This window comes from Acidovorax sp. BLS4, assembly GCF_032929295.1.
Classification (GTDB): Bacteria; Pseudomonadota; Gammaproteobacteria; order Burkholderiales; family Burkholderiaceae_C; genus Paracidovorax.
This window is the reverse complement of record NZ_CP136797.1, coordinates 2928267-2950778: the sequence shown is the minus strand read 5'-3', so window position 1 is coordinate 2950778 and position 22512 is coordinate 2928267. Positions and strand designations below refer to the sequence as shown.

Genomic DNA, 22512 nt, shown 5'->3' with positions numbered 1-22512 from the left:
ATAGCAATATGCCCTAGTACTGATTGCGCTGGAACGGGTTTTTGCTTCAAGGCCAGGGTTGCCTGGCAGGCGGCCCGCCCTACCGGCCTTCGAGCAGCCGCAGCGGCGCGCTGCCGGGTGCCAGTTGATGCAACTGCGGCAGCCAGGCCATGGCCTGCTCGCGCCGCCCGGACTGCAGCAGCGCCGTGACCAGCATGCCCACCAGTTCGCCCAGCGCCGCATGCTGCGGCGCGGTGCGGTGCAGGGCCGTGAGCAGCTTCTCGGCGTCGCCCCACTGGCCCGCGCGCACGAAGCGGCGCGCCAGGCCCGCCATGTCGTCGGGCACCAGGCGGGCGCTGGGCCGGGCGTGGTCCAGGTAGGTGCGGTAGCTGGCGTGCTGGAAATCCAGCGTGGCGGCGTCCTGCCCCGGCAGCCGGAAGATGCGGCGGGCGGCGCGATGGAAATCCTCGCCCGCCGGCCACAGGCTGGCGGTCTTGAACCATGCGCTCAGCACCGGCACATCGCGCGGGCGCAACTGCGCCGCCGCCCGCCACTGCACCAGGGCCCGCTCGAACTGCATCGCCTGGGCCGACTGCCGGGCCTGGGCCACGTGGGCATCGAAGCCGTCGTCCGGCGCGGCGGCTGCCTCGGGCGGCGGTGCCTCGATCGCCTTGCGCCGCACCAGACCGGCGCCCCACATCAGCGCGGCGCCCGTCAGCAGCCCGCCCAGGTGGGCCATGTAGGCCACGCCCCGGCCGCTGAGCCAGTGCTGCAGCAACTCGTTGGCGATCCACGCCGGCAACAGCAGCAGCGCGGGCGCGGTGACGTAGTTGAAATAAAAGAACAGCTGGTAGAAAAACCGCACGCGGCGCAGTCGGTACAGCACCGCGTACATGCCCATGAGGGCCGACACCGCACCGGACGCCCCCAGGCCGTAGCTGCCTTGGCCTGCATAGGCCCACCCGGCCATCAGCGACCCGCCCACAGCCCCCAGCAGGTAGAAGGCCAGGTACCGCCACCGCCCCAGGGCCAGCTCGACCGAAAAGCCGAAGAGGAACAAGAACACCATGTTGCCCAGCAGGTGGCCCGTGCTGGCATGCAGGAAAGCGGCGGTGATCCAGGTCACGGGCCGCAGGGGCGCGTCCTTTTCGTAGCTCTGCGCCCAGAGGCGGGTGAAAGGCTCGGGCAGCGCCGCCTCATACCGGGCGCGGGCGGCCTTCCAGTCGGCGTACTGCGGGTCGTCCGCGCGCACGACCAGGCCGGCGTGCAGGCGCTTTTGAAAGCCGTCCTCGTGCTCCATCCACCGCAGCAGCGCGTGCTCCCGGTGCGCCGCCAGCATGCGCTGCGCGCGCTCGGCATCGCGGTGGCCGGAGTCCTTCAGCCACTGCACGAAAGGCGGCAGTTCGATGCCGGGCAAGGGACTGTCCAGATAGACCTGCGCCGCCCGGTCCACGGCCTTGGCCTCCCAGCGCTGCGGGCCCCAGAAGACCAGCAGGTTGACCAGGATGATCAGCACCGTCATCCATGGCGGGTTGCGCCAGGTGGGGCGGTTGTCCAGCGGGATGGCATAGAACATGGCGGGCCTGCGTCACCTCAAGGCGGGCAACGCCGGGCCCCGCGGGCCGGCCTGCGGCGCCGCGGCAGGAAAGCACGCAGCCCTCACTGGGGCACGAAGCCGCTGCGCTGGATGATGCGCGTCCAGGCCTGGGTGTAGGCCTGCTGGCGCGCCGCCAGCTGCTGGGGCGTCATCGACGCCACCGTGAGCCCCAGGGCCGTGAGCTGCCGGTTCACGTCGGGTTGGGCGACCACCTTGGCCAGCGCCTTCGAGAAGCGGGTGACGAACGCGGCCGGCGTACCGGTGGGCGCGTAGAAGCCGTAGTAAGGCAGGTCCTCGAAGCCTTTCAGCCCCAGCTCGTCGAACGTGGGCACGTCCGGCAGCGCGGCCTGGCGCTGGGTGCCCAGCACGGCCAGCACGCGCACCTTGCCACCCTTGTGGTTTTCGATGAAGTCCTGCACCGAAGCCACCCCGGCGGGGATCTGGTTGCCCAGCATGTCGGCGATCATGGGCGCGCTGCCGCGGTATGGCGCCGCCACCAGATCGATGCGGTACTTCTCGCCGATGAGCTTGACCAGAAACTCCGGCGTGGAGGCCGGGGCCGGGATGCCCACCGCGCCCTTGCCCCCGCCCTGGGTGGTGACCCACTGCACGTAGTCGTTGAACGACCTGGCCGGCGACGCGCCGGACACGGCGAAGGCATTCACGAAGGTGGCCACGCCGCCGACCGGCACGAAGTCGTGCACCGGGTCGTAGCCCGGGTGCTTGACCACCTGCGGCAGGATGGAGATGGTGTGGTCGTGCGACAGGAACACGGTGTGCCCGTCGGCCGGCGCGGCCTTGAGGGCCTGGGCGGCGATCTGCCCGCCCGCGCCGGGGCGGTTGTCCACCACCACCGGGGCGCCCAGCTCGTCCTTGAGCTTGTCAGACAGCAGCCGCGCGATCGCGTCGGTGCCCCCGCCCGGCGGAAAGCCCACCAGGATGCGGATCGGCGGGCCGGCCGGCGGCGTCTGGGCCGAGGCCACGGCGGCGACCGCCGTGGCGCCCACCCAGACCGCGGCGCGGGCCATGCGCAAGACCCAGTGGCGGCGCGAGGAAGAACGATGCATGGTGGGCTCCGTGAAAGTGTGCGGACGGGGGGAGGTGAACAGCGATCAGGCCAGGCGGGCGCGGTGGCGGGCCAGCTGGGCGCGCACCTGGGCCGGCGCGGTGCCGCCCAGCGTGTTGCGGGCGTTGAGCGAGCCGCGCAGGCTGAGGGCGTCGAACACGTCCTTTTCGATCTGCGGGTGAAAGCCCTGCAGCACGGCCAGGGGCAGCTCCGACAGGTCCACGTTGTGCGACACGGCGGCCTTCACGGCATGGGCCACGGTCTCGTGCGCATCGCGGAACGGCAGGCCCTTCTTGACGAGGTAGTCGGCCAGGTCGGTGGCGGTGGCGTAGCCCTTGAGCGCGGCCTGCTCCATGGCAGGCGCGTTGACGGTGATGCCGCCTTCCTTCTTGCCCGTGGCCGGGTTCGGCTGGCCGCCGACCATCTCGGCGAAGATGCGCAGCGTGTCCTTCAGCGTGTCCACGGTATCAAACAGCGGTTCCTTGTCTTCCTGGTTGTCCTTGTTGTAGGCCAGGGGCTGGCCCTTCATCAGGGTGATCAGGCCCATCAGGTGGCCGACCACGCGGCCGGTCTTGCCGCGCGCCAGTTCGGGCACGTCGGGGTTCTTCTTCTGCGGCATGATCGACGAGCCGGTCGTGAAGCGGTCGGCGATCTTGATGAAACCGAAGTTCTGGCTCATCCAGATGATGAGTTCTTCCGACAGGCGGCTCACGTGCACCATGCACAGGCTGGCGGCGGCGGTGAACTCGATGGCGAAGTCGCGGTCGCTCACGGCGTCCAGGCTGTTCTGGCACACGCCGTCCATGCCCAGGGTTTTCGCCACGCGCTCGCGGTCCAGCGGGTAGGTCGTGCCGGCCAGGGCGGCGGCGCCCAGGGGCAGCACATTGACGCGGCGGCGCACGTCCTGCATGCGGTCGGCATCGCGCGCGAACATCTCCACGTAGGCCAGCATGTGGTGGCCGAAGCTCACCGGCTGCGCCACCTGCAGGTGGGTGAAGCCGGGCAGGATCACCTCCACGTTCTGCTCGGCCACATCCACCAGCGACACCTGCAGTTCCTTGAGCAGATCGGCGATCAGGTCGATCTCGCCGCGCAGCCACAGGCGCACGTCGGTGGCCACCTGGTCGTTGCGGCTGCGGCCGGTGTGCAGGCGCTTGCCGGCGTCGCCCACCAGTTGCGTGAGACGCGCCTCGATGTTCAGGTGCACGTCTTCCAGGTCGAGCTTCCACTCGAAGGCGCCGGATTCGATCTCCTCCTTGATCTGCGCCATGCCGCGCTGGATGGAGGCGTGGTCGGCGGCCGAGATGATGCCCTGCGCGGCGAGCATGTCGGCGTGCGCCAAGCTGCCGGCGATGTCGGCCTGCCACAGGCGCTTGTCGAAGAACACGCTCGACGTGTAGCGCTTGACCAGGTCGCTCATGGGCTCGGAAAACAGCGCCGACCAGGCCTGTGCCTTGGTGTCGAGCTGGTTGTGGGAGGGGGCGGACGCTGGGCTGGAGGCGGGGCTGGTGGACATGGAGGGCAATAATCCGGTGGTTCAGACACCCGGAACACCCGGATGCCGCAATGCAAGAGACGCAAATTTTATCGACCCAGCCGCAGGCCCTGACCGAAGACCCCCGCCAGCCCCTGGGCCGGCGGGTGCTGGTGTTCGACGCCTGCCATGTCGGGGTGATCCTGCGCGCGGTGCTTTTCGTGGAGGCGGTGCTGGGCGTGGGCGCCCTCTTCAACACCGCCACGCCCCTGGAATGGCTCGGCCGGCTGTCGCTGCTGACGGGCGGCGCCCTGCCCGCCACGCTGGCCTGGCTGGTCACCGCCTGCAGCCTGAAGACCGTGCTGCAGCGCCTGCCGGTGGCCTTGCAATACGCGGCGGGCGTGGCGCTGGGCACGCTGTCCGGGCTGTATGCCTGCGGCATGCTCGCGCTGGTGGGCGTGGCAGCCGACCCGCCCTGGCTGGCCAGTGCCGCCAGCGGCGCGCTGCTGTCGGCAGCGCTGGTGGCGGCGCTGGTGCTGCGCGCCCGCGCCCGCACGCCCGCGGCCACCACGGCGCGGCTGTCGGAGCTGCAGTCGCGCATTCGTCCGCATTTTCTGTTCAACACACTCAACAGCGCCATCGCCCTGGTGCGGGCGGAGCCGGCCAAGGCCGAGGCGCTGCTGGAGGACCTGAGCGATCTGTTCCGCCACGCGCTGGTGGACCAGGGCGAGTCGGCCACGCTGGGCGAAGAGATCACCCTGGCGCGCCGCTACCTGGACATCGAGCAGGTGCGCTTCGAGGAACGGCTGCGCGTGCAGTGGTCGCTGGACGCCCGCGCCGACGGCGCCCGCCTGCCCCCGCTGCTGCTGCAGCCGCTGGTGGAAAACGCGGTCAAGCACGGCGTGGAGCCGAGCGCCACGGGCGGGCGGCTGCGCATCGTGACCGAGCTGCGCGGCAGCCGCGTGATCGTGGTCATCACCAACACCGTGCCCGCCGCGCCGCAGCGCGAGGGCGGCAGGCCGCGCGGCCACGGCATTGCGCTGGCCAACGTGCGCGACCGCCTGCGGCTGCTGCACGACGTGCAGTGCGAGTTCAGCGCCGGCATGCAAAATGGCCGCTACCAGGTGCGCATTTCGCTGCCCGCGCGGTCCTGACCTTTCCCCCTTCGCCTCCTGCCATGCACATCCTGATCGTTGACGACGAAGCCCTGGCCCGCAGCCGCCTGCGCACCCTGCTGGCCGACTGCGACGCGCGGCACACCGCCGCCGAGGCCGCCAACGCCGCCGACGCGCTGGCGCAGCTGCAGCCCTCGGGCGGCCGCGCCTTCGACACCGTGCTGCTGGACATCCACATGCCCGGGCAGGACGGCCTGGCCCTGGCCCATGCCATGCGCACCCTGCCCTACCCGCCGGCCATCGTGTTCGTGACGGCCCATGCGGACCACGCCGTGAGCGCGTTCGAGCTGGACGCGGTGGACTACCTCACCAAGCCCGTGCGGCGCGAGCGGCTGGAAAAAGCCCTGGGCAAGGCCCTGCGCGCCCGGCACCCGGGCGCCACGCCCGCGCCCACGGCGCCCCTTCCCGATGGCGAGACCCTGCTGATCCAGGACCGGGGCCGCACCGAGCGCGTGCCGCTGGCCGAGGTGCTGTACTTCAAGGCCGAGCAGAAGTACCTGACGGTGCGCACCGCCGTGCGCAGCTACATCCTGGACGGCTCGCTGAGCGAGCTGGAGGCGCGCCACGGCGACCGCTTCCTGCGCATCCACCGCAACGCGCTGGTGGCCCGCCGCGCGGTGCGGGCGCTGGAAAAGCACTACGACCCCGAGGAGGGCGAAGGCTGGGCCGTGCGGCTGCACGGGCTGACCGAATTGCTGGCCGTGTCGCGCCGGCAGGTGGCGGCCGTGCGCGAAGAGCTGGCCGGCTGAAGACCGAGGGTGTTTTGGGCCGCCAGCACAATCAAACCGCCGGCATACCGCTATTGATTGAATAGCAAACTCAGGCCCTGACGCGCCGCCGCACCGGGGCCCCACAGCCGGTCAGTGCGCGTGGGCCATGCCGCTCACCAGCGTGACCACCGTCATCCCCGCCACCAGCCAGGCGATCTGCGCCACCGTCTGGCCCGCGCTCAGGCGCTTTTGCAGCTGCGGGATCAGGTCGGCCAGCGCCACGTAGATGAAGCTGCTGGAGGCGATGGCCAGGAAGTAAGGCAGCCAGTCCTGCAGCTCGCCGACCAGGAAGTACCCCACCACCCCGCCCAGGGCGGTCACCGCGCCGGCCAGCGACACCTTCAGCAGCGCCATGCGGCGATTGGCGCTGGCCTGGCGCAGCACCACCAGGTCGCCCATGTGGTGCGGCACCTCGTGCGCCAGCACCGACAGCGCCGCCACCACGCCCAGGCGCAGGTCGGCCATGAAAGCCGAGGCGATCAGGATGCCGTCGCCGAAGCAGTGCACGCTGTCGCCCGTGAGCAGTGCCCAGCCGCCGCCACCGCGGCGCGCTTCGCCTTCGCCGTGGGCGTGCGCATCACCGTTGGCGTGGTCATGGGCGTGGCCGTGCCCCTGCGTATGGCCATGGGTATGGCCATGGGTATGCCCGTGCGAATGCGCATGGCCGTGTCCGTGACCATGCTCGTGCCCGTGGTGCCACAGCTCGGCCTTGTCGAGCAGAAAGAAGAACACCAGCCCCACCAGCAGCGTGGCGAACAGGTCGTGCGCGCCGGCCTGGCTCTCGAACGCCTCGGGCAGCAGGTGCATGAAGGCCGTGGCCAGCAGCGCGCCAGCCGCCAGGCTCAGCAGGTGCTGCGGCCCCACGCCGCGCCGGCCGTCGCCCAGCCCCGCGCGCATCAACAGGGCGGCCACCCACACGCTGCCGATGCCGGCCGCCAACGTGGCCAGGATGATTGCTACCAAAGTCATGGCTTCTCGTGCTTTCCCTGCAAGGCCTGTCGGCCTTTTGTATCGAATCGATTCGGCGCGCCCGGCGCGCAAAAAAAGCCCCGAAGGGCTTTGGCGGGACCGCTGGGGCAGGAACGCCGCCGGCGATGGTCTCTCAGGCCACGCCGTGTGTCTTGAACCACTGCAGCGCCCGCTTCCACCCGTCCTCGGCCGCTTCCTTGCGGAAGCTGGGCCGGTAGTCGGCATGGAAGGCATGGGGCGCGTCGGGGTACACGACGAACTGCGACGCCTTGGCGGCGGCGGAGCCGGTCTGGAGAGCCGCTTTCATCTTATCAATCGTGTCAAGGGGGATGCCGCTGTCTTTTTCGCCGTACAGGCCCAGCACCGGCGCCTTGAGGATCGGGGCGATGTCCACCGGGTGCTTGGGCGTGAGCTCGCTGGCCTGCCCCACCAGCCGGCCGTACCAGGCCACGCCCGCCTTGACGGGGCCGTGGGCGGCGTACAGCCAGGTGATGCGGCCACCCCAGCAAAAACCGGTGATGCCGACCTTCTTCAGGTCGCCGCCGTTCTCGCCCGCCCACTTCACGGTGCCGTCCAGATCGGCCAGCACCTGCGCGTCGGGCACCTTGGAGACCAGCTCGCTCATCAGCTTGGCGGCTTCGGTGTACTGGAGCGGATCGCCCTGGCGGGCATACAGCTCGGGGGCGATGGCCAGGTAGCCGGCCTTGGCGAAACGGCGGCAGGTGTCGGCGATGTATTCATGCACGCCGAAGATCTCCTGGATCACCAGCACCACCGGCAGGTCGGTCTTGCCGGCGGGCGCGGCGCGGTAGGCCGGCACCTTGAAGCCGTTGACCTCGATGCTGACCTTGCCCGCCGTGAGCCCGTCCGCGGGCGTCTGGATCGCGGTCTGCGCCATCACGGGCATGGCCGCGGCGGCATAGCCCACGCCGAAACCGGCACCCAGGGCGACACGCATCGCGGTTCGGCGGGTGGCTCCCGCCTCGGTGCTCTGGCCCGGCAAGAGGGCGTCGAAATCGGTCTTGAGGTCATCACGCAGCATGGTCTGGCTCCTGGTTGGGTGAAAGGATCGGCAGCGCAAGAGTCTAGGGCCTGCGGCGCGCGGCGGCATGACCCGCAGGGCTGAACGGGTTTGCCGCCGTCCGCCCAGGGCCGGTGCAACAAAAGTGCAGTGATGGCGCGGCTCTTATTTCTGTATTGACAGAAATAAAAGAAAAACTAAACTACCCCCATGCAACTGACCGACATCGCCCAACGCTTCGTGGTCCATTGGGGAGAGATGGGGACCGCCTGGGGCGTGAACCGCACCGTGGCCCAGATCCACGCGCTGCTCTTCTTCCATGGCCGCCCGCTGCACGCCGAGGAAATCTGCGAGACGCTGGGCGTGGCCCGTTCCAACGCCAGCAACAGCCTCAAGGAGCTGCTCAACTGGAACCTGATCCGCACCACCCACGTGCTGGGCGACCGGCGCGACTATTTCGAAACCTCCACCGACGTGTGGGAGCTGTTTCGCACCGTGGTGCGCGAACGCAAGGAGCGCGAGTTCGACCCCACCGTGCGCATGCTGCGCGAACTGGTGGCCCGCCCCGACTTCGCCAGCGAAACCGCCGATGCCCAGGACCGCGTGCGCGAGACGCTGCACCTCATGGATTCGCTGGGGGTGTGGGCCGACGAAATGCTGCGCCTGTCCCCCGCCACGCTCGACAAGGTGCTGCGCCTGGGGGCCAGCGTGCAGAAGTTCGTGCGCGGCGGAGCGGCCGACAAGGCATCCCCGGGCTAGGCCTTTTTTTGCCCTGATGTTTCTGTTTTGAATGAAATTTCGGAAGGATTGAACATGAATGCCGCAGCCACCCCCCAACCCCGCCATCTATCCCCTCACCCTCTACTTCGACTCGCGCTGCCGCCTGTGCGCCGCCGAGATGGGCAACCTGATGCTGCGCAATACCGGCGGCCTGCTGCGCTTTGCCGACGTGTGGGCGCCGGACTTCGAAGGCCCACCGGCAGGCACCACCCGGGACGACCTGCTCACCCTGATCCATGCGCGCCAGGCCGACGGCCGGCTGCTGCGCGGCGTCGCGGTGTTCCGCGCGGCCTACGAGGCCGTGGGTCTGGGCTGGCTGACCGCCGCCACCCGCTGGCCGATCATCGGGCCGCTGGCCGACCGGGTGTACCCGGTGCTGGCACGCAACCGCTACCGCCTGCCGCAGTGGCTGGTGCACGGCCTGTTCGAGAAGGCCAGCGGCGCGGCCGCCCGCCGGGCCGCTGCCCGCCGCTGCGGGCCGGGCGACGACCAGTGCCGGCTCTGACGACGCCCTTTACACCTTTCACGGAGCAGTTCCATGCACATCCTTCTCACCGGTTCCACCGGATTCATCGGCCGCGCGGTGCAACGCGCGCTCGAACGCGCGGGCCACACCGTGCACGGCGGCGTCTCGCCGCGCCGCGCGGCAGGCCGCCCCGGCCAGGTCGCCATGGATTTCGCGCACGACACGGCGCCCGCCGCATGGCTGCAGCGCCTGGCAGGCATCGACGCGGTGGTGAATGCCGTCGGCGTGCTGCGCGACACCCGCGCACGCCCCATCGACGCCTTGCACCAGCACACGCCGGTGGCCTTGTTCGACGCCTGCGCCCAGGCCGGCGTGCGGCGCATCGTGCAGATCTCGGCACTGGGCATTGCCGGCAGCGCCACACGCTACGCCACCACCAAACGCGCGGCCGACACCCACCTGCTCGGTCTGACCGCACAAGGGGCCGTGTCGGGCGTGGTGCTGCGGCCCAGCATCGTGTTCGGCCGGGGTGGCGCCAGCAGCGCGCTCTTCATGAACCTGGCACGCCTGCCGGTGCTGGTGCTGCCCGGGCCGGTGCTGCAGGCCCGCGTGCAGCCCGTGGCGGTGCACGATCTGGCCGATGCGGTGGCCGCGCTGATGGGCCCCGCGCTGGACACCACCGGCCTCATCGAATGCAGCGGGCCCGAGGCGGTGCCCATGGCCGAACTGATCGCCAGCCTGCGCCAGCAATCGGGCCACGGGCCCGCCCGCGTGCTGCGCCTGCCGGATGCGCTCAGCCACCTGAGCGCCCGCCTGGGCGACCAGGTGCCGGCCCTGCCCTGGTGCAGCGAAACGCTCGCCTTGCTGGGCAGCGACAACACGGCAGACCCGGCCGCGCTGCGGCGCCTGCTGGGCCATGAAGCGACGCACTACCGCCATCTGGTCGAAAGCGCCTGGGCGCCGTCCGCACGATGAAAGCCGAAACCACCCGCTGGCTGCGCGGCAGCCTCGTCCTGGTGTGGCTGGGCACCGCACTGGCCAGTGCCATCGAATCGCAAGGCCAGGGCCGCGATCTGCTGGTGCGTGGCGGGCTGCAGAGCGAAGCCTGGATCCAGGCGCTGGTGTGGGGCGGCATCGCCGCCGACACGGCCATCGGGCTCGCGCTGTGGCTGCGCCCCGGCCGGGCCACCGATGCCCTGGCACTGGCCTTGATGGGCGTGATGACGGTGGTCGCCACGGTGCTGCTGCCCGCGCTGTGGCTGGACCCGCTGGGACCGCTGCTCAAGAACCTCCCCATCGCCGCCATCCTCGTCGTCCTCCTGAAAGCACCACGCGCATGAACACCTATCTCGCACTCAAATGGGTCCACATCCTGTCCAGCGTACTGCTGGTGGGCACCGGCTTCGGCTCGGCGTTCTATTTGTTCTTCGCCAACCGCAGCGGCAGCGTGGCCGCCCAGGCCGTGGTGTCGCGGCTGGTGGTGCGGGCCGACACGTGGTTCACCACGCCGGCCGGCATCGTGCAGCCGGTCACCGGCGCCGCCATGGCGATGATGGCCGGCTGGCCGCTGTCCACGCCATGGCTGGCCACCTCGATCGCGCTGTATGTAATAGCCGGCCTGTGCTGGCTGCCGGTGCTGTGGCTGCAGTGGCGCATGGCTGCCATGGCACGGGACGCCGCCGCGCAAGGCACGCCGATGCCGGCGCTCTACACCCGCTACGCACGCTGGTGGGAGGCGCTGGGCTACCCGGCTTTCGTGGCCATGCTGGCCGTGTTCTTCCTGATGGTGCACAAGCCCGCGCTGTGGGGCTGATGGCCGTTCAGGCGATGGCGTCGGCGCCCGCACGCGCGGGCGTTCGCGGCCCGATCCCGGCATAGGCGCAGCGCGCCAGTGCCTCGGCCAGCACCTGCGACGGGTTGACCAGGCGGGCGCCCGCCGCGGCCTCGTCCAGGGCCAGCGGGATTTCGGTGCAGCCCATGATGAGGGTCGACACCCCATCGCGTTCGCGCAGCGCCTGTGCCACCGCCGCGAAACGGTGGCGGGCCAGCGCATAGTCGCCGGCCTTCACGCCGTCGTAGATGCCCTGCATGAGCTGCTCGCGCTCACCGGGCTGCGGCAGCACGCAGGCCACCCCGTGGCGCTGCAGTTCGGCCTGGTACAGCCCGCTGTCGTACGACCCTTGCGTGGCCAGCAGCGCCACGCGCGGAACCTGTGCGGCCGCGAGCCCGGCCGCCACTTCGCGCATGCCGTGCAGCACCTGCAGCTGCGGAAACCGCTGCTGCAGCTCCCCATGCCAGGCATGGGCCGTGTTGCATGCGATCGCCACGGCCTGCACCCCCAGCGCCACCAGCCGGCCCGTGGCCTGCGCCATCGGCTCTGCCGGCTGGTGGGCGCCGGACGTGCGGTCGCCCAGGGCCGCCGTGCGATCGGGAATGGGCACCTGCGCCAGCCAGTGCTCCGGATAGGCCTGGTCCCGCACGGGAATGCCGAGCGCGGCCATGCGCCGTGTGCACGCCTCCACGAAGAGCCGCACGAAGTCGGCCCCGGCGGCCGGCCCCATGCCGCCCAGGATGCCCACCATGCGAGGCACCGGGAAGATCGCGGGGACTGACGGCGTCATGGACAATTTCCGGAAAGCGCTGGCGCAGAGGGCGATCAGTTGGCGGGCTTGTCGCTCTGCGCCACCAGGTTGTCGCGCAGTTCCTTGGACATGGGCAGGCCCAGGTTCTGGCCCTTGGGCGGCACGGGCGACATGAACCACTTGGTGTAGAGCTTCTCGAACTCGCCGGACTTCATCATCCCGCCGATCACGCCGTTCACCAGTGCCTGGAACTGCGGATCGTCCTTGCGCAGCATGCAGGCATAGGGCTCGACCTGCAGCGAATCGCCCACCACCACCCAGTCCGCGGGGTTGCGCGCATTGCCCTTCAGGCCGAACAGCAAAATGTCGTCCATGGCGAACGCCTCAGCACGGCCCGAATCGACGAGCAGCATGGAATCGTCGTGGTCCTTGCCGAGCACGATGTCCATCTCGAGGTTGTTCTCGCGGCTGTACTTGCGGATCACCTGCGCATTGGTCGTGCCGCTGGTGCTGGCGACCTTCTTCTTGGCCAGGTCGGCATAGTTCTGCACGCCCGAGGTCTTCTTGGTGAGCAGTCGGGTGCCGGTGTAGAAATAGTTCACGGCGAACTGCACATCCTTGCCGCGCGCGGAGTTGTTGGTAGTGGAGCCGCATTCGAGGTCCACCGTGCCGTTGGTGATGAGCGGAATGCGGTTCTGCGACGTGACAGCCTGCAGCTCCACCTTGATCGCCGGGTTCTTGAGCTTGGCGCGCACCGCATTCACCACCGCGTTGGAGATGTCCACCGAGAAGCCGATCGGCTCGCCCGGGCCCGCCAGGTAGCTGAAGGGCACCGACGATTCACGGTAGGCCAGCGTGATCTTTCCCGAGTCGGCGATCTTCTGCAGGGTGTCGGCGTGGGCCGCGGTGGCCGCAGCGCACGCGCCGCAAGCGAGGACGGCGGCAGACAGGAATGGCTTCATGGGGAACTCCTTGACGGGAACAAAAAGGGGAATGGAACGGTGCAGGTGCCCAGGCACTTTAGGAACTCGGTGCGGCTTTGAACAATTCATTCGGCAGCATGGGCCATGACGAAAAGTTATGCCATCCGCATCGGCCAGAGGGTCCCCATGCAATCTTCGCGCCCGGCGCCGGCGCATAACTTCCCGGCATGCCTGCCCCGCGGTTTGGCATTGTTCAAAGGCCGCGCGCGTCCCTAGAGTGCCCAGGACGGACAACCAACGGGAATCGAGCGATATGGATGCATGTGTGATGGGTGCGGGCATCGTGGGCCTGGCCACGGCCTACGCGCTGCAGCGCCAGGGGATGCGCGTCACGGTGATCGACCAGGGCCCGGTGGGCGGCGGCGCCAGCGGCGGCAATGGCGCACAGCTGAGCTACAGCTACGTGCAGCCCCTGGCCGACCCCGGCCTGTGGGCGCAACTGCCCAAGCTGCTGCTGTCGCGCGAATCGCCGCTGCAGGTGCGGCTGCAGCGGGACCCGCACCAGTGGCGCTGGGCCCTGCAGTTTCTGGCGGCCTGCAACGGCGCCACCTCGCGCCGCACCACGGCGCAACTGCTCGCGCTGGCGGCCCGCAGCCGCGCCGGGTTCGAAGCCATGCGCGCCCGCGAGGCGCTGGAATGCGACTTCTCCAGCACCGGCAAGCTCGTGCTGTACGGCACGCGCGACGGCCTGGCCGCGGCCGAACGGCAGATGGAACTGCAGCGGGCCTGGGGCAGCGAACAGGCATCGGTGTCCGCCCAGCGCTGCGTGGAGCTGGAACCCGCGCTCGCCCACCACGCGCCCCACATTGCCGGCGCGATCCACACGCCCAGCGAGTGCGCGGCCGATTGCCAGAAGGTGTGTGATGGGCTGCATGCCCTGCTGGCCCAGCGCGGAGTGCGCTTCGAACGGGGTGCGCAGGTACAGGGGTTCGACCGGGCACAGGGGCGCATCGCGGCGGTGCGCACCAGCGCCGGCACCATCGAGGCCGACCGTTTCGTGATGGCGCTGGGCAGCGGCAGCGTGGCGGTGGCCCGGATGGTGGGCGTGCACCTGCCCGTCTATCCGATCAAGGGCTACAGCATCACCCTCGACGCCCCGGCCGATGCCCCCTGGGCGCCCCGCATGAACGTGACGCACGCGGGTCGCAAGGTCGTGTTCGCCCGCCTGGGCCAGCGCCTGCGCGTGGCCGGCATGGCAGAGCTGGTGGGCAACGACCGCCGCATCCGCCCCGAACGCATCGACAGCCTGCGCGCCACGGTGCGCACCGTGCTGGGGCACGAAGCGCCCGCCGCATCGCTGCACCCCTGGACGGGCATGCGCCCCGCCACGCCCACGGGCCTGCCCATCGCTGGCCGCGCCGCCGAGGCCGACAACCTGTGGATCAACACGGGGCACGGGGCACTGGGCTTCACCTTGGCGTTCGGTACCGCGGCCATCGTGGCCGAGCAGATGCTGCAGGCCTGCGCACCCGCCTGAGTCACGGCGGGGGAAGGCCGGCGCGCGTTCGCCGCCGCACTCGGCTTGTCAGTCGCTCTCCGCCAGGCCGGCCGACGCCAGCGTCTGCGCCACCGCGTCGCGCATGCAGCGCACCATGGTGTCCGCCAGGAGTGATGCGGGCCGGTTCACCATGCGCAGCGCCTTCACGGGCACCGCGATGCGCGGCGCGAGCGCCAGCACGTCAACCCGCGTGCGGTCGGCCGACGCTGCGGTGCACACATCCACCAGCGCCACGCCCAACCCGTGGTGCGCGAGCGCGAGCGCCGCGTGGTAGGTCTGCACCGTGAAGGCCGCCTGCAGGCCCACGTCGGCCTCGCGGCTGGCGTGGTTCACCATCGTGCCGAGCGGATCGTTCGCCTCCAGGCGGATCACCGGCGTGTGGGCCAGATCGGCCAGGTGCACCACGCCGGCCTGCACCACGTCCGCATCCAGCGTGCCCTTGGGCGCGATGCACACCACGCGCCCTTCCGCCAGCGTCTCCTGCACCAGCGAGGGGTGCACCAGCGCACTGAACACGAAGCCGATGTCGGCCTCCTGCAGCACCAGGGCCGAGACGATCTGCGGCGAGTGCAACGCATCGATGCGCACCACCACGTCCGGGTGCTGCGCACGGAAGGCCTGCAGCGCGCGCGGCATCACCTCGTGGCTCAGTGCCAGCACGCTCAGCACATGCAATTCGCCTTCGCGCTGCTGGCCGCGCAGGCTGTTGGCCAGGCGCTGCACGTCGTCGAGCTGGTTGAACAGCCGCTCGATGTGCGGGTACAGGGTCTGCGCCTCGCGCGTGGGCACGAGCCGCCCCTTCATGCGGTGGAACAGCGCGAACCCCAGCTGCAGTTCGGCATGCGCGAGGATGCGGCTCACGGCCGGCTGGGTGACGTTGATGAGCCGCGCGGCCGCGCTCACGCTGCCGGTGAGCATCACCGCATTGAAGACTTCGATGTGGCGCAGGCGCATGGCAAAGGCAGGCTTTTTCGAGAGAAGGGCATCTGACCATATTGCATCAAAAAGCATCTGCATCCGCTGTGCGCAGGACGCAATTGGAAACAAATGTCGCGGTGCGGTCATGGGGTGCGGATAGGCTCGCCGCGGTGCGTGACAACCCACGGCCCCGGTGGCCCTGGGAGGCCTGCCGTCTCTCGACCCCGTCGGCGCGCCGCGTTGCCCATTCCCCTGGATTCCATCCAGCCCGCTTCCCTTCCTTCAGAAAGAGACAAGGCACATGGCAGATTCAAGTGGCAGCGCGTGGGTTGCCCGGTTCCCGACCAGTACCTCCACCAGCGATCTGATCGCCAGTTTCCGCACCAAGGTGGACACGTTCATCGCCGCGCTGGAAGCCGGGGGCGCCTCGGTCTCCATCTCCGCCACGCTGCGCCCGCCGGAGCGTGCCTACCTCATGCATCACGCCTGGCGCATCGCCCGCGAAAACGCGGACGCCGCCACGGTGCCCGCGATGGCGGGCGTGGACATCGAATGGGTCCACCGCGGTGCCACGGGCGCGGTCAATGCAGGTGCCGCCCGGGTCGCGGCCAACCAGATGGTGGCAGGCTATGGCATCGTGTATGCGCCCGCCCTGACCTCGCGCCATTCCGAGGGGCGCGCCATCGACATGACGATCACCAACTATTCAGGGAAGGCCTTCAAAGATGCCACAGGCACCAGCACCACTGTCACCACCGCTGCGCAACTGCATGCCCTGGGCGCGACCTACGGGGTCTACAAGCTCACGTCCGACCCGCCGCACTGGTCCGATGATGGCCACTGAGCGCATCCTCCCCCGCCGCCCCTTGAGCGGTACGGCAGGCCAGATGCCCGACGGCCGTTTTTTCAGCCGGTCCACGGCCTCGGTCCTTCTGGCGCTGGCGGGGCTGTTCCTCGGCGGCACCTGCGCGCAGGCCGACACCGCGCAGCCCGTGCCTTCGGCATCGCCCGTGTCATCGCGCGTGGGCCTTCTCGACGCCCGCCGGCCCGACGCGCCCCGGCTGGTGCTGGGCCAGCCCCAGCCTGAAGGCGAGGCACTTCACTACCTTCGGCTGTCTCCGCCCATGGACAAGAAGCCGGAGTGCTGCGTTCAGGCGGGCGCGGCGGTGCAGGACGCCTCCATCCTGCAATACCGCGGTGAAGACGCGGTCCCTGCGGATGAACGGGATGCGAAATTCCAGAAAGCGCCCGAAGAAGGCTTCGTGGGCCTGCTGCTGGCGAAGAACGCCGTGGTCTCGCGCACCCATGCCCACCGCTTGGTGCTGCGATGGCCGGACCGCAAGGCCCGCCTGCGCGTGGACCACTGCCTGTCCAGCGAAGGCATGCACGTGAAGGTCGCAGAGAGCGGCGCCAAGGGGCAATGGGTGCCGAAGGCGCATTACTACCTTCCGCTGGGAGCGGACGTGACGCCGGACTGTCCAGCCTCGTGAAGCGGCTTTCGACCTGGCATCGAAAAGGAACGCTCCGAGTCGCACTTTGCCTTTAAACGCATCAGGGCTCAGCGCCATTGGCATGCTCGTCTGTGTGGCCGTCGGTTTGGGCGCGCTCTGGGCGGCTTTGCCGAGCCCCCGTGCGCAGCCGCTACACGTGGACACTGAAGGCATTCAGCGTCATGAGGACAGTGGAGCAGCCGACACCCTGGGCTGCGAAACGCTGTCCCTCACGCCAAAAGACGTAGCCACCTATTTCTCGACCGCCACGGAAGTCTCTGCCGCGACATTCCATGCCGAATCGATCATCCTTCCGTGCAGCTTCTCCGGCACGCTCATGAAAGGCGGGGCGAAATACGCGTGGCGCATCCACGCAGCCGGAGCGGGTTACCTGACGGCCGAGGCCACCGGCCAGACGCAGCGGTTTCTCTGCCAGGCCGCGTGCGAAAAGGCGCTGCCTGCGTTGATGGGGCAGTAAAGCCGGAGTCGGGCCGGCCCTGACCGGCCCCAGCCCGCCCGCCTCAGTGCGCCTTGTCCCAGTTCGGCCCCACGCCGACTTCGGCCAGCAGCGGGACCTTCAGGTCCGCCACGCCCGCCATCAACCGGGGGATCTCGCGGCGCACCCAGTCCACTTCGCTCTCGGGCAGCTCGAACACCAGTTCGTCGTGCACCTGCATGATCATGAGCACGCCCGGCTTTTCGGCGTCCAGCACGTCCTGCACGGCGACCATGGCCTTCTTGATGAGGTCGGCGGCGGTGCCCTGCATCGGCGCGTTGATGGCGGCGCGTTCGGCGCCGCTGCGCCGCGGGCCGTTGGGCGAGTTGATCTCGGGCAGGTACAGGCGCCGGCCGAACACGGTCTCCACGTAGCCCTTGGTCTTGGCCAGGGCCTTGGTGTCGTCCATGTACTGCTTCACGCCGGGATAGCGCTGGAAATAGCGGTCGATGTAGGCCGCGGCGGCCTTGGTCTCGATGCCCAGGTTCTTGGCCAGGCCGAAGCTGCTCATGCCGTAGATGAGCCCGAAGTTGATGACCTTGGCGTAGCGCCGCTGCTCGCTGCTGACCTGGCCAACCTCGACGCCGAACACCTCGGCCGCCGTGGCGCGGTGCACGTCCAGCCCTTCGGTGAAGGCATGCAGCAGAGAGGCGTCGCCGCTCAGGTGGGCCATGATGCGCAGCTCGATCTGGCTGTAGTCGGCGCTGGCGATCACACGCCCGGGCGGCGCCACGAAGGCTTCGCGCACGCGCCGGCCTTCCGCCGTGCGGATGGGAATGTTCTGCAGGTTGGGGTCGTTGCTGGACAGGCGCCCCGTCACCGCCACGGCCTGGGCGTAGTGCGTGTGCACGCGGCCGGTCGAGGGATGGGCCAGTTGCGCCAGCTTGTCGGTGTAGGTGCCCTTGAGCTTGGACAGGCTGCGGTGCTCCAGCAGCTTGGCGGGCAGCGGGTAGTCCTCGGCCAGCTTTTCCAGCACCTCTTCGTCGGTGCTGCGCGCGCCGGTGGCGGTCTTCTTGACCACCGGCATGCCCAGCTTGTCGAAGAAGATCTCGCCCAGTTGCTTGGGGCTGCCCAGGTTGAAGGGCTGGCCCGCGATCTCGTAGGCCTCGGTCTCCAGTTGCAGGATGCGCTGGCCCAGCTCATGGCTTTGCTGCGCGAGGATGGGCGCGTCCACCAGCACGCCGTTGCGCTCGATGCGGTAGAGCGCCTCGCTGCTGGCCATCTCCAGTTCGTAGATGCCGCGCAGCTTGTCGTCGGCCTGCAACTGGGGCCACAGCACACGGTGCACGTCCAGTGTCTGGTCGGAGTCTTCGCACGAATACTCGGCCGCCAGTTCGATCGATACCTGGCTGAAAGGAATCTGCTTGGCGCCCTTGCCGCACAGGTCTTCGTAATGGATGCCGCTGCGGCCCAGGTGCCGCTCCGCCAGGCTGCCCAGGCCGTGCGGCCGGTGCACTTCGAGCACGTAGCTCTGCAGCATGGTGTCGTGGGCGTAGCCCTGCACTTCGATGCCGTGGTTGGCCAGCACGTGGCGGTCGTATTTGACGTGCTGGCCGAGCTTCTTGCGGGTGCCGTCCTCCAGCCAGGGCTTGAGTCGCGCCAGCACTTCGTCGCGGGGCAGTTGCGCCGGGGCGTCGGGGTAGTCGTGCATGAGCGGCACGTAGGCGGCCGTGCCGGCCTCCACGCTCCAGCTGATGCCGACGATCTCGGCGCGCATCTCGTCGAGCGAGGTGGTCTCCGTGTCGATCGCCACCAGTTCGGCCGCCTGCAGGCGCGCGAACCAGGCATCGAACGCCTCCCAGGTGAGCACGGTGTCGTACTGAAGGTTGCTCACCTTGGCCGCGGCCACTTCGGCGGGCTCGTCGAACAGGCCGGGGCTGGGGTCCATGGCGGCGCCACGTCCTCTGGACGCCTTGGCGGCCCCCTCCTCCAGCAGTTCGGGGGCGGTTTCCTGGATGTCGATGGCCCGGGCCAGGCCCTTGAATCCGTACTGTTCGTAGAAGGCCTTGAGGGCCGCGGCGTCCTGCGCGCCGGTGGTCAGCGCGTCCAGCGATGGCAGGCCGGCCACATGCCCTTCTAGGTCGCAGTCGGTGCGGATGGTGACCAGCTGGCGCCCGGTGGGCAGCCAGTCGCGCGCGTTGCGCAGGTTCTCGCCGGCCACGCCCTTGATCTCGGTGGCGCGCTCCATCAGCGCATCGAGCGAGCCGTATTCCATGAGCCATTTGGCGGCCGTCTTCGGGCCCACCTTGGGCACGCCGGGCACGTTGTCCACGGTGTCGCCCACCAGGGTCTGGTAGTCCACCATCAGGTGCGGTGGCACGCCGAACTCGGCCGTCACGCCGGCGATGTCGCGCTTCTTGCCGCTCATGGTGTCGATGATGGTGATGTGCGCATCCACCAGCTGGCTCATGTCCTTGTCGCCGCTGGAGACGATCACCTCCACGCCCTGCCGCGCCGCGGTGACGGCGAGCGTGCCGATCACGTCGTCGGCCTCCACGCCCGGCACGTCGAGCACGGCCCAGCCCAGCAGGCGCACGACCTCGTGGATCGCCGGGATCTGGCTGCGCAGGTCGTCGGGCATGGGCGCGCGCTGCGCCTTGTATTCGGGGTAGATGTCGTCGCGGAAGGTCTTGCCCGAGGCGTCGAACACACAGGCCGCATAGTCGGCGCGCACTTCGCGGCGCAGGGCCTGCATCATGTTGACCATGCCGCGAATGGCGCCCGTGGCCGGGCTGGCGGGGTCGCCCGGCACGGCCCGCAGGTCGGGCATGGCATGGTAGGCGCGGTACAGATAGCTGGAGCCGTCCACCAGCACCAGGGTCTTGGGTTTGCTCATAGCCGCAGATTGTGCCCCGCGCTGCGCGCCACCCAGGTGCTGCGCTCTACAATCCGCCCCATGCGCGCTGCCCACACCCTCCTCCTGCTGGCCCTCATCGCCGGCCCCGCCCTGGCCCAGACCCCCGATCAAAACGCGGCCCAGCGCACGACTGATCAGCGAGAGCAGCTACCAAATCAGGAGCAATCGGCAGGCCGCCAGAACCAGCGCGTCGAGCGCATCCAGGTCGAAGACGAAGGCAGCCGCGTGAACGAGCTGCGGGTGGGCGGCCAGACGCAGAGCATCACCGTGCAGCCCAAGACCGGCAGCATGCCCGAATACGAAGTGCAGCCCGGCGAGGGCGCCCGCACCCGCCCACGCAACGGCGCCGAAACCAACACCGCCCCGCGCGTGTGGAACGTGATGAAGTTCTGAGCCCCCGGCCGCCCCCCACGGCGCGGCCACCGGGCGATCCGGCGCGCGGCGGCTTCGGCTGCCTTCCCTGCATTCGCACTTCCGTGCCTTTTTCCCCTTTCTTCCCTTTTCCCTTTCTTCGTTTGCGCTGAGCGATGGCCGTCTTCACCGAAGTCTCCAAGAAAGAGGCGCGCGACCTGCTGCGCCGTTTGCAACTGGGCACGCTGGTATCGCTGCGCGGGATCGAGGGCGGGATCGAGAACACCAACTACTTTCTCACCAGCGACCAGGGCGAGTACGTGCTCACGCTGTTCGAGCGGCTCACCGCCGAGCAGTTGCCGTTCTACCTGCACCTGATGAAGCACCTGGCGCACGCCGGCATTCCCGTGCCCGACCCGCGGGCCGACAAGCACGGCGACATCCTGCACAGCGTCGCCGGCAAGCCGGCCGCGGTGGTGAGCAAGCTGCGCGGCAAGAGCCAGCTGGCGCCCGAAGCCTCGCACTGCGCCGCCGTGGGCGCCACGCTGGCGCGCATGCATCGGGCCGGGCACGGTTACGAACGCCGTCAGCCCAATCTGCGCGGGCTGGCCTGGTGGAACGAGACCGTTCCCGCCGTGCTGCCCCACGTGGGCGAGGAACAGGCCGCGCTGCTGCGCTCCGAACTGGCCTACCAGAACCACGTGGCGGCCTCCGCCGGCTATGCCGCGCTGCCCCGCGGGCCGGTGCATGCCGACCTGTTCCGCGACAACGTGATGTTCGACGGCGAAGAGCTGACTGGCTTCTTCGACTTCTACTTCGCGGGCGTGGACACCTTCCTGTTCGATCTGGCCGTGTGCCTGAACGACTGGTGCATCGACCTGCCCACGGGCGCGCACGACGACGCGCGGGCCCGCGCGATGCTGGACGCCTACCAAGGCGTGCGCCCGCTGACCGCCGACGAGCGCACCCTGCTGCCCGCCATGCTGCGCTCCGGCGCGCTGCGTTTCTGGATCTCGCGGCTGTGGGATTTCTACCTGCCGCGCGAGGCCTCGCTGCTGACGCCGCACGACCCCACGCACTTCGAGCGCGTGCTGCGCGAACGCCTGGCACACCCCGTGCATGCCTGAACGGACGCGGGCGGCCCGCCGCCGGCCGCATGTCCCTGGCCCGTGCACGGCTTGGGGCCCCTCCACCACAATCCACCCATGAAACTCCACATCGTTCCCGCCCGTGCCGGCCTTGACTGGGTCCGGCTCGGCATCCGCGTCTTCTGGCGCCAGCCGATGGCGCTGGCGGCCCTGTTCTTCATGACCATGGCCGCGATGTCGCTGGCCACCCTGCTACCCCTGATCGGCCCGGCCGTCGCGCTGGCCCTGCTGCCCTCGGCCACGCTGGCCATGATGGTGGCCGCGGGCGAGGCCACGCAGGGGCGCTTTCCCACGCCGGCGCTGCTGCTGGTGGCGTTTCGCACCGGGCGCCAGCGGCTGCGCGACATGCTCATCCTGGGCGCCCTGTACGCCGTGGGCTTTCTGGCGGTGATGGCGATTTCGGCCCTCGTGGACGACGGGCAGTTCGCGCGCGTGTACCTGGGCGGCGAGCAGCTCACGCGCGAGGTGGCCGAGGCGGGGGATTTCCAGGCCGCCATGTGGCTGGCCCTGGCGCTGTACGTGCCGCTGTCGCTGCTGTTCTGGCATGCGCCGGGCCTGGTGCACTGGCACGGCGTGCCGCCCGTGAAGGCATTGTTCTTCAGCATGGTGGCGTGCCTGCGCAACTTCAGCGCCTTCACCGTTTATGGCCTGGTGTGGACGGGCGTGTTCCTGGGCGCGGGCATCGTGGTCAGCATCGGCGTCACGCTGCTGGCGCTCCTGGGCCTGGGCAGCGGCGTGGCGGGCGGCATCATGGTGGCGACGGCGCTCATGCTGGCGGCGATGTTCTTCACCTCGGTGGTGTTTTCGTTCCGCGACTGCTTCGAGCCACCGGAGCGGCGCCTGGTCCCGCCTCCGTCCGAGGCCGCCGCCGAGCCGCCCGGCCCACTCTGAC

General features: G+C 69.6%; 23 protein-coding genes. 14 read left to right on the top strand and 9 right to left on the bottom strand.

Going from position 1 to position 22512, the window contains the following annotated elements:
• Positions 1–79 precede the first annotated feature (79 nt).
• The 3 genes from R1Z03_RS13670 to argH form a co-directional block, all read right to left on the bottom strand.
• Positions 80–1555, bottom strand: coding sequence for a rhomboid family intramembrane serine protease (locus R1Z03_RS13670; protein WP_317351745.1), 1476 nt, complete (start codon positions 1553–1555; stop codon positions 80–82).
• A gap of 83 nt (positions 1556–1638) precedes the next feature.
• Positions 1639–2604: a Bug family tripartite tricarboxylate transporter substrate binding protein gene (locus R1Z03_RS13665; protein ID WP_372588277.1), complete on the bottom strand. Its 966-nt coding sequence runs from the start codon at positions 2602–2604 to the stop codon at positions 1639–1641.
• An 84-nt stretch (positions 2605–2688) separates the two neighbouring features.
• On the bottom strand, positions 2689–4158 hold the full coding sequence (gene argH / locus R1Z03_RS13660; RefSeq protein WP_284395004.1) for an argininosuccinate lyase: 1470 nt from the start codon (positions 4156–4158) through the stop codon (positions 2689–2691).
• A 50-nt stretch (positions 4159–4208) separates the two neighbouring features.
• On the opposite strand from argH, the gene R1Z03_RS13655 reads away from it, so the two are divergent.
• Positions 4209–5270 (top strand): histidine kinase, encoded by a 1062-nt coding sequence (locus R1Z03_RS13655; protein ID WP_317351740.1) that lies wholly within the window; start codon positions 4209–4211, stop codon positions 5268–5270.
• A 23-nt stretch (positions 5271–5293) separates the two neighbouring features.
• Positions 5294–6040, top strand: a complete 747-nt coding sequence (locus tag R1Z03_RS13650) for a LytTR family DNA-binding domain-containing protein (RefSeq protein WP_317351738.1) — start codon at positions 5294–5296, stop codon at positions 6038–6040.
• 111 nt (positions 6041–6151) lie between these two features.
• Here R1Z03_RS13650 and R1Z03_RS13645 read toward each other — a convergent pair whose 3' ends face one another.
• Both R1Z03_RS13645 and R1Z03_RS13640 read right to left on the bottom strand, forming a co-directional pair.
• Positions 6152–7030 (bottom strand): ZIP family metal transporter, encoded by an 879-nt coding sequence (locus R1Z03_RS13645; protein WP_317351736.1) that lies wholly within the window; start codon positions 7028–7030, stop codon positions 6152–6154.
• Between the two features lie 133 nt (positions 7031–7163).
• Positions 7164–8072, bottom strand: coding sequence for a dienelactone hydrolase family protein (locus R1Z03_RS13640; RefSeq protein ID WP_272564527.1), 909 nt, complete (start codon positions 8070–8072; stop codon positions 7164–7166).
• A 189-nt stretch (positions 8073–8261) separates the two neighbouring features.
• On the opposite strand from R1Z03_RS13640, the gene R1Z03_RS13635 reads away from it, so the two are divergent.
• Genes R1Z03_RS13635 through R1Z03_RS13615 form a run of 5 tightly spaced genes read left to right on the top strand, consistent with a single transcriptional unit; the run spans position 8262 to position 11110 of the window.
• On the top strand, positions 8262–8810 hold the full coding sequence (locus tag R1Z03_RS13635) for a GbsR/MarR family transcriptional regulator (protein ID WP_284405848.1): 549 nt from the start codon (positions 8262–8264) through the stop codon (positions 8808–8810).
• Positions 8811–8868: 58 nt separating this feature from the next.
• Positions 8869–9336 (top strand): DUF393 domain-containing protein, encoded by a 468-nt coding sequence (locus R1Z03_RS13630; protein WP_317351732.1) that lies wholly within the window; start codon positions 8869–8871, stop codon positions 9334–9336.
• 33 nt (positions 9337–9369) lie between these two features.
• Positions 9370–10272, top strand: a complete 903-nt coding sequence (locus R1Z03_RS13625) for an NAD-dependent epimerase/dehydratase family protein (RefSeq protein ID WP_317351730.1) — start codon at positions 9370–9372, stop codon at positions 10270–10272.
• Positions 10269–10637, top strand: a complete 369-nt coding sequence (locus tag R1Z03_RS13620) for a DoxX-like family protein (protein ID WP_317351727.1) — start codon at positions 10269–10271, stop codon at positions 10635–10637. Before R1Z03_RS13625 ends, R1Z03_RS13620 begins: the two co-directional genes overlap by 4 nt.
• A complete protein-coding gene (locus R1Z03_RS13615; RefSeq protein WP_317351724.1) occupies positions 10634–11110 on the top strand; it encodes a DUF2269 domain-containing protein in 477 nt (158 codons plus the stop codon). Before R1Z03_RS13620 ends, R1Z03_RS13615 begins: the two co-directional genes overlap by 4 nt.
• 7 nt (positions 11111–11117) lie before the next feature.
• On the opposite strand, the gene R1Z03_RS13610 is transcribed toward R1Z03_RS13615, so the two are convergent.
• The gene (locus R1Z03_RS13610; protein ID WP_317351722.1) at positions 11118–11918 is read right to left on the bottom strand and encodes an amino acid racemase; all 801 of its coding nucleotides are present in this window, start codon (positions 11916–11918) and stop codon (positions 11118–11120) included.
• A 35-nt stretch (positions 11919–11953) separates the two neighbouring features.
• Positions 11954–12841, bottom strand: a complete 888-nt coding sequence (locus R1Z03_RS13605; protein ID WP_317351720.1) for an amino acid ABC transporter substrate-binding protein — start codon at positions 12839–12841, stop codon at positions 11954–11956.
• A 274-nt stretch (positions 12842–13115) separates the two neighbouring features.
• Here R1Z03_RS13605 and R1Z03_RS13600 point away from each other — a divergent pair, with 274 nt between their 5' ends.
• Positions 13116–14339 carry a D-amino acid dehydrogenase gene (locus R1Z03_RS13600; RefSeq protein ID WP_317351717.1) on the top strand — a complete coding sequence of 408 codons (1224 nt, stop codon included), beginning with the start codon at positions 13116–13118 and terminating at the stop codon, positions 14337–14339.
• Positions 14340–14387: 48 nt separating this feature from the next.
• Here the strand turns inward: R1Z03_RS13600 and R1Z03_RS13595 are convergent, their stop codons facing one another.
• Positions 14388–15314, bottom strand: coding sequence for a LysR substrate-binding domain-containing protein (locus R1Z03_RS13595; RefSeq protein ID WP_317351714.1), 927 nt, complete (start codon positions 15312–15314; stop codon positions 14388–14390).
• Positions 15315–15579: 265 nt separating this feature from the next.
• Here R1Z03_RS13595 and R1Z03_RS13590 point away from each other — a divergent pair, with 265 nt between their 5' ends.
• The 3 genes from R1Z03_RS13590 (at position 15580) to R1Z03_RS13580 (ending at position 17246) form a co-directional block, all read left to right on the top strand.
• Entirely contained in the window at positions 15580–16122 is a 543-nt protein-coding gene (locus R1Z03_RS13590) for a hypothetical protein (protein WP_272564540.1), read from the top strand.
• A 22-nt stretch (positions 16123–16144) separates the two neighbouring features.
• Positions 16145–16768, top strand: a complete 624-nt coding sequence (locus R1Z03_RS13585) for a hypothetical protein (protein ID WP_317351710.1) — start codon at positions 16145–16147, stop codon at positions 16766–16768.
• A gap of 157 nt (positions 16769–16925) precedes the next feature.
• Entirely contained in the window at positions 16926–17246 is a 321-nt protein-coding gene (locus R1Z03_RS13580) for a hypothetical protein (protein WP_317351708.1), read from the top strand.
• A gap of 43 nt (positions 17247–17289) precedes the next feature.
• Here R1Z03_RS13580 and polA read toward each other — a convergent pair whose 3' ends face one another.
• Positions 17290–20100: a DNA polymerase I gene (gene polA / locus R1Z03_RS13575; RefSeq protein WP_317351706.1), complete on the bottom strand. Its 2811-nt coding sequence runs from the start codon at positions 20098–20100 to the stop codon at positions 17290–17292.
• Positions 20101–20160: 60 nt separating this feature from the next.
• Between polA and R1Z03_RS13570 the strand changes: the two genes are divergently transcribed.
• From R1Z03_RS13570 to R1Z03_RS13560, 3 genes are all read left to right on the top strand, one after another.
• Positions 20161–20514 carry a hypothetical protein gene (locus R1Z03_RS13570; protein ID WP_284395038.1) on the top strand — a complete coding sequence of 118 codons (354 nt, stop codon included), beginning with the start codon at positions 20161–20163 and terminating at the stop codon, positions 20512–20514.
• 134 nt (positions 20515–20648) lie between these two features.
• Positions 20649–21599, top strand: coding sequence for a homoserine kinase (locus R1Z03_RS13565; RefSeq protein WP_284429043.1), 951 nt, complete (start codon positions 20649–20651; stop codon positions 21597–21599).
• A 78-nt stretch (positions 21600–21677) separates the two neighbouring features.
• Positions 21678–22511 carry a BPSS1780 family membrane protein gene (locus R1Z03_RS13560; RefSeq protein WP_284429044.1) on the top strand — a complete coding sequence of 278 codons (834 nt, stop codon included), beginning with the start codon at positions 21678–21680 and terminating at the stop codon, positions 22509–22511.
• Position 22512 lies beyond the last annotated feature (1 nt).

What these genes read in the sequence shown, in the direction of transcription:
- R1Z03_RS13670 (WP_317351745.1), bottom strand. Translation starts at nt 1,555, where the DNA reads ATGTTCTATGCCATCCCGCTGGACAACCGCCCCACCTGGCGCAACCCG.
- R1Z03_RS13665 (WP_372588277.1), bottom strand. Translation starts at nt 2,604, where the DNA reads ATGGCCCGCGCCGCGGTCTGGGTGGGCGCCACGGCGGTCGCCGCCGTG.
- argH (WP_284395004.1), bottom strand. Translation starts at nt 4,158, where the DNA reads ATGTCCACCAGCCCCGCCTCCAGCCCAGCGTCCGCCCCCTCCCACAAC.
- R1Z03_RS13655 (WP_317351740.1), top strand. Translation starts at nt 4,209, where the DNA reads ATGCAAGAGACGCAAATTTTATCGACCCAGCCGCAGGCCCTGACCGAA.
- R1Z03_RS13650 (WP_317351738.1), top strand. Translation starts at nt 5,294, where the DNA reads ATGCACATCCTGATCGTTGACGACGAAGCCCTGGCCCGCAGCCGCCTG.
- R1Z03_RS13645 (WP_317351736.1), bottom strand. Translation starts at nt 7,030, where the DNA reads ATGACTTTGGTAGCAATCATCCTGGCCACGTTGGCGGCCGGCATCGGC.
- R1Z03_RS13640 (WP_272564527.1), bottom strand. Translation starts at nt 8,072, where the DNA reads ATGCTGCGTGATGACCTCAAGACCGATTTCGACGCCCTCTTGCCGGGC.
- R1Z03_RS13635 (WP_284405848.1), top strand. Translation starts at nt 8,262, where the DNA reads ATGCAACTGACCGACATCGCCCAACGCTTCGTGGTCCATTGGGGAGAG.
- R1Z03_RS13630 (WP_317351732.1), top strand. Translation starts at nt 8,869, where the DNA reads ATGCCGCAGCCACCCCCCAACCCCGCCATCTATCCCCTCACCCTCTAC.
- R1Z03_RS13625 (WP_317351730.1), top strand. Translation starts at nt 9,370, where the DNA reads ATGCACATCCTTCTCACCGGTTCCACCGGATTCATCGGCCGCGCGGTG.
- R1Z03_RS13620 (WP_317351727.1), top strand. Translation starts at nt 10,269, where the DNA reads ATGAAAGCCGAAACCACCCGCTGGCTGCGCGGCAGCCTCGTCCTGGTG.
- R1Z03_RS13615 (WP_317351724.1), top strand. Translation starts at nt 10,634, where the DNA reads ATGAACACCTATCTCGCACTCAAATGGGTCCACATCCTGTCCAGCGTA.
- R1Z03_RS13610 (WP_317351722.1), bottom strand. Translation starts at nt 11,918, where the DNA reads ATGACGCCGTCAGTCCCCGCGATCTTCCCGGTGCCTCGCATGGTGGGC.
- R1Z03_RS13605 (WP_317351720.1), bottom strand. Translation starts at nt 12,841, where the DNA reads ATGAAGCCATTCCTGTCTGCCGCCGTCCTCGCTTGCGGCGCGTGCGCT.
- R1Z03_RS13600 (WP_317351717.1), top strand. Translation starts at nt 13,116, where the DNA reads ATGGATGCATGTGTGATGGGTGCGGGCATCGTGGGCCTGGCCACGGCC.
- R1Z03_RS13595 (WP_317351714.1), bottom strand. Translation starts at nt 15,314, where the DNA reads ATGCGCCTGCGCCACATCGAAGTCTTCAATGCGGTGATGCTCACCGGC.
- R1Z03_RS13590 (WP_272564540.1), top strand. Translation starts at nt 15,580, where the DNA reads ATGGCAGATTCAAGTGGCAGCGCGTGGGTTGCCCGGTTCCCGACCAGT.
- polA (WP_317351706.1), bottom strand. Translation starts at nt 20,100, where the DNA reads ATGAGCAAACCCAAGACCCTGGTGCTGGTGGACGGCTCCAGCTATCTG.
- R1Z03_RS13570 (WP_284395038.1), top strand. Translation starts at nt 20,161, where the DNA reads ATGCGCGCTGCCCACACCCTCCTCCTGCTGGCCCTCATCGCCGGCCCC.
- R1Z03_RS13565 (WP_284429043.1), top strand. Translation starts at nt 20,649, where the DNA reads ATGGCCGTCTTCACCGAAGTCTCCAAGAAAGAGGCGCGCGACCTGCTG.
- R1Z03_RS13560 (WP_284429044.1), top strand. Translation starts at nt 21,678, where the DNA reads ATGAAACTCCACATCGTTCCCGCCCGTGCCGGCCTTGACTGGGTCCGG.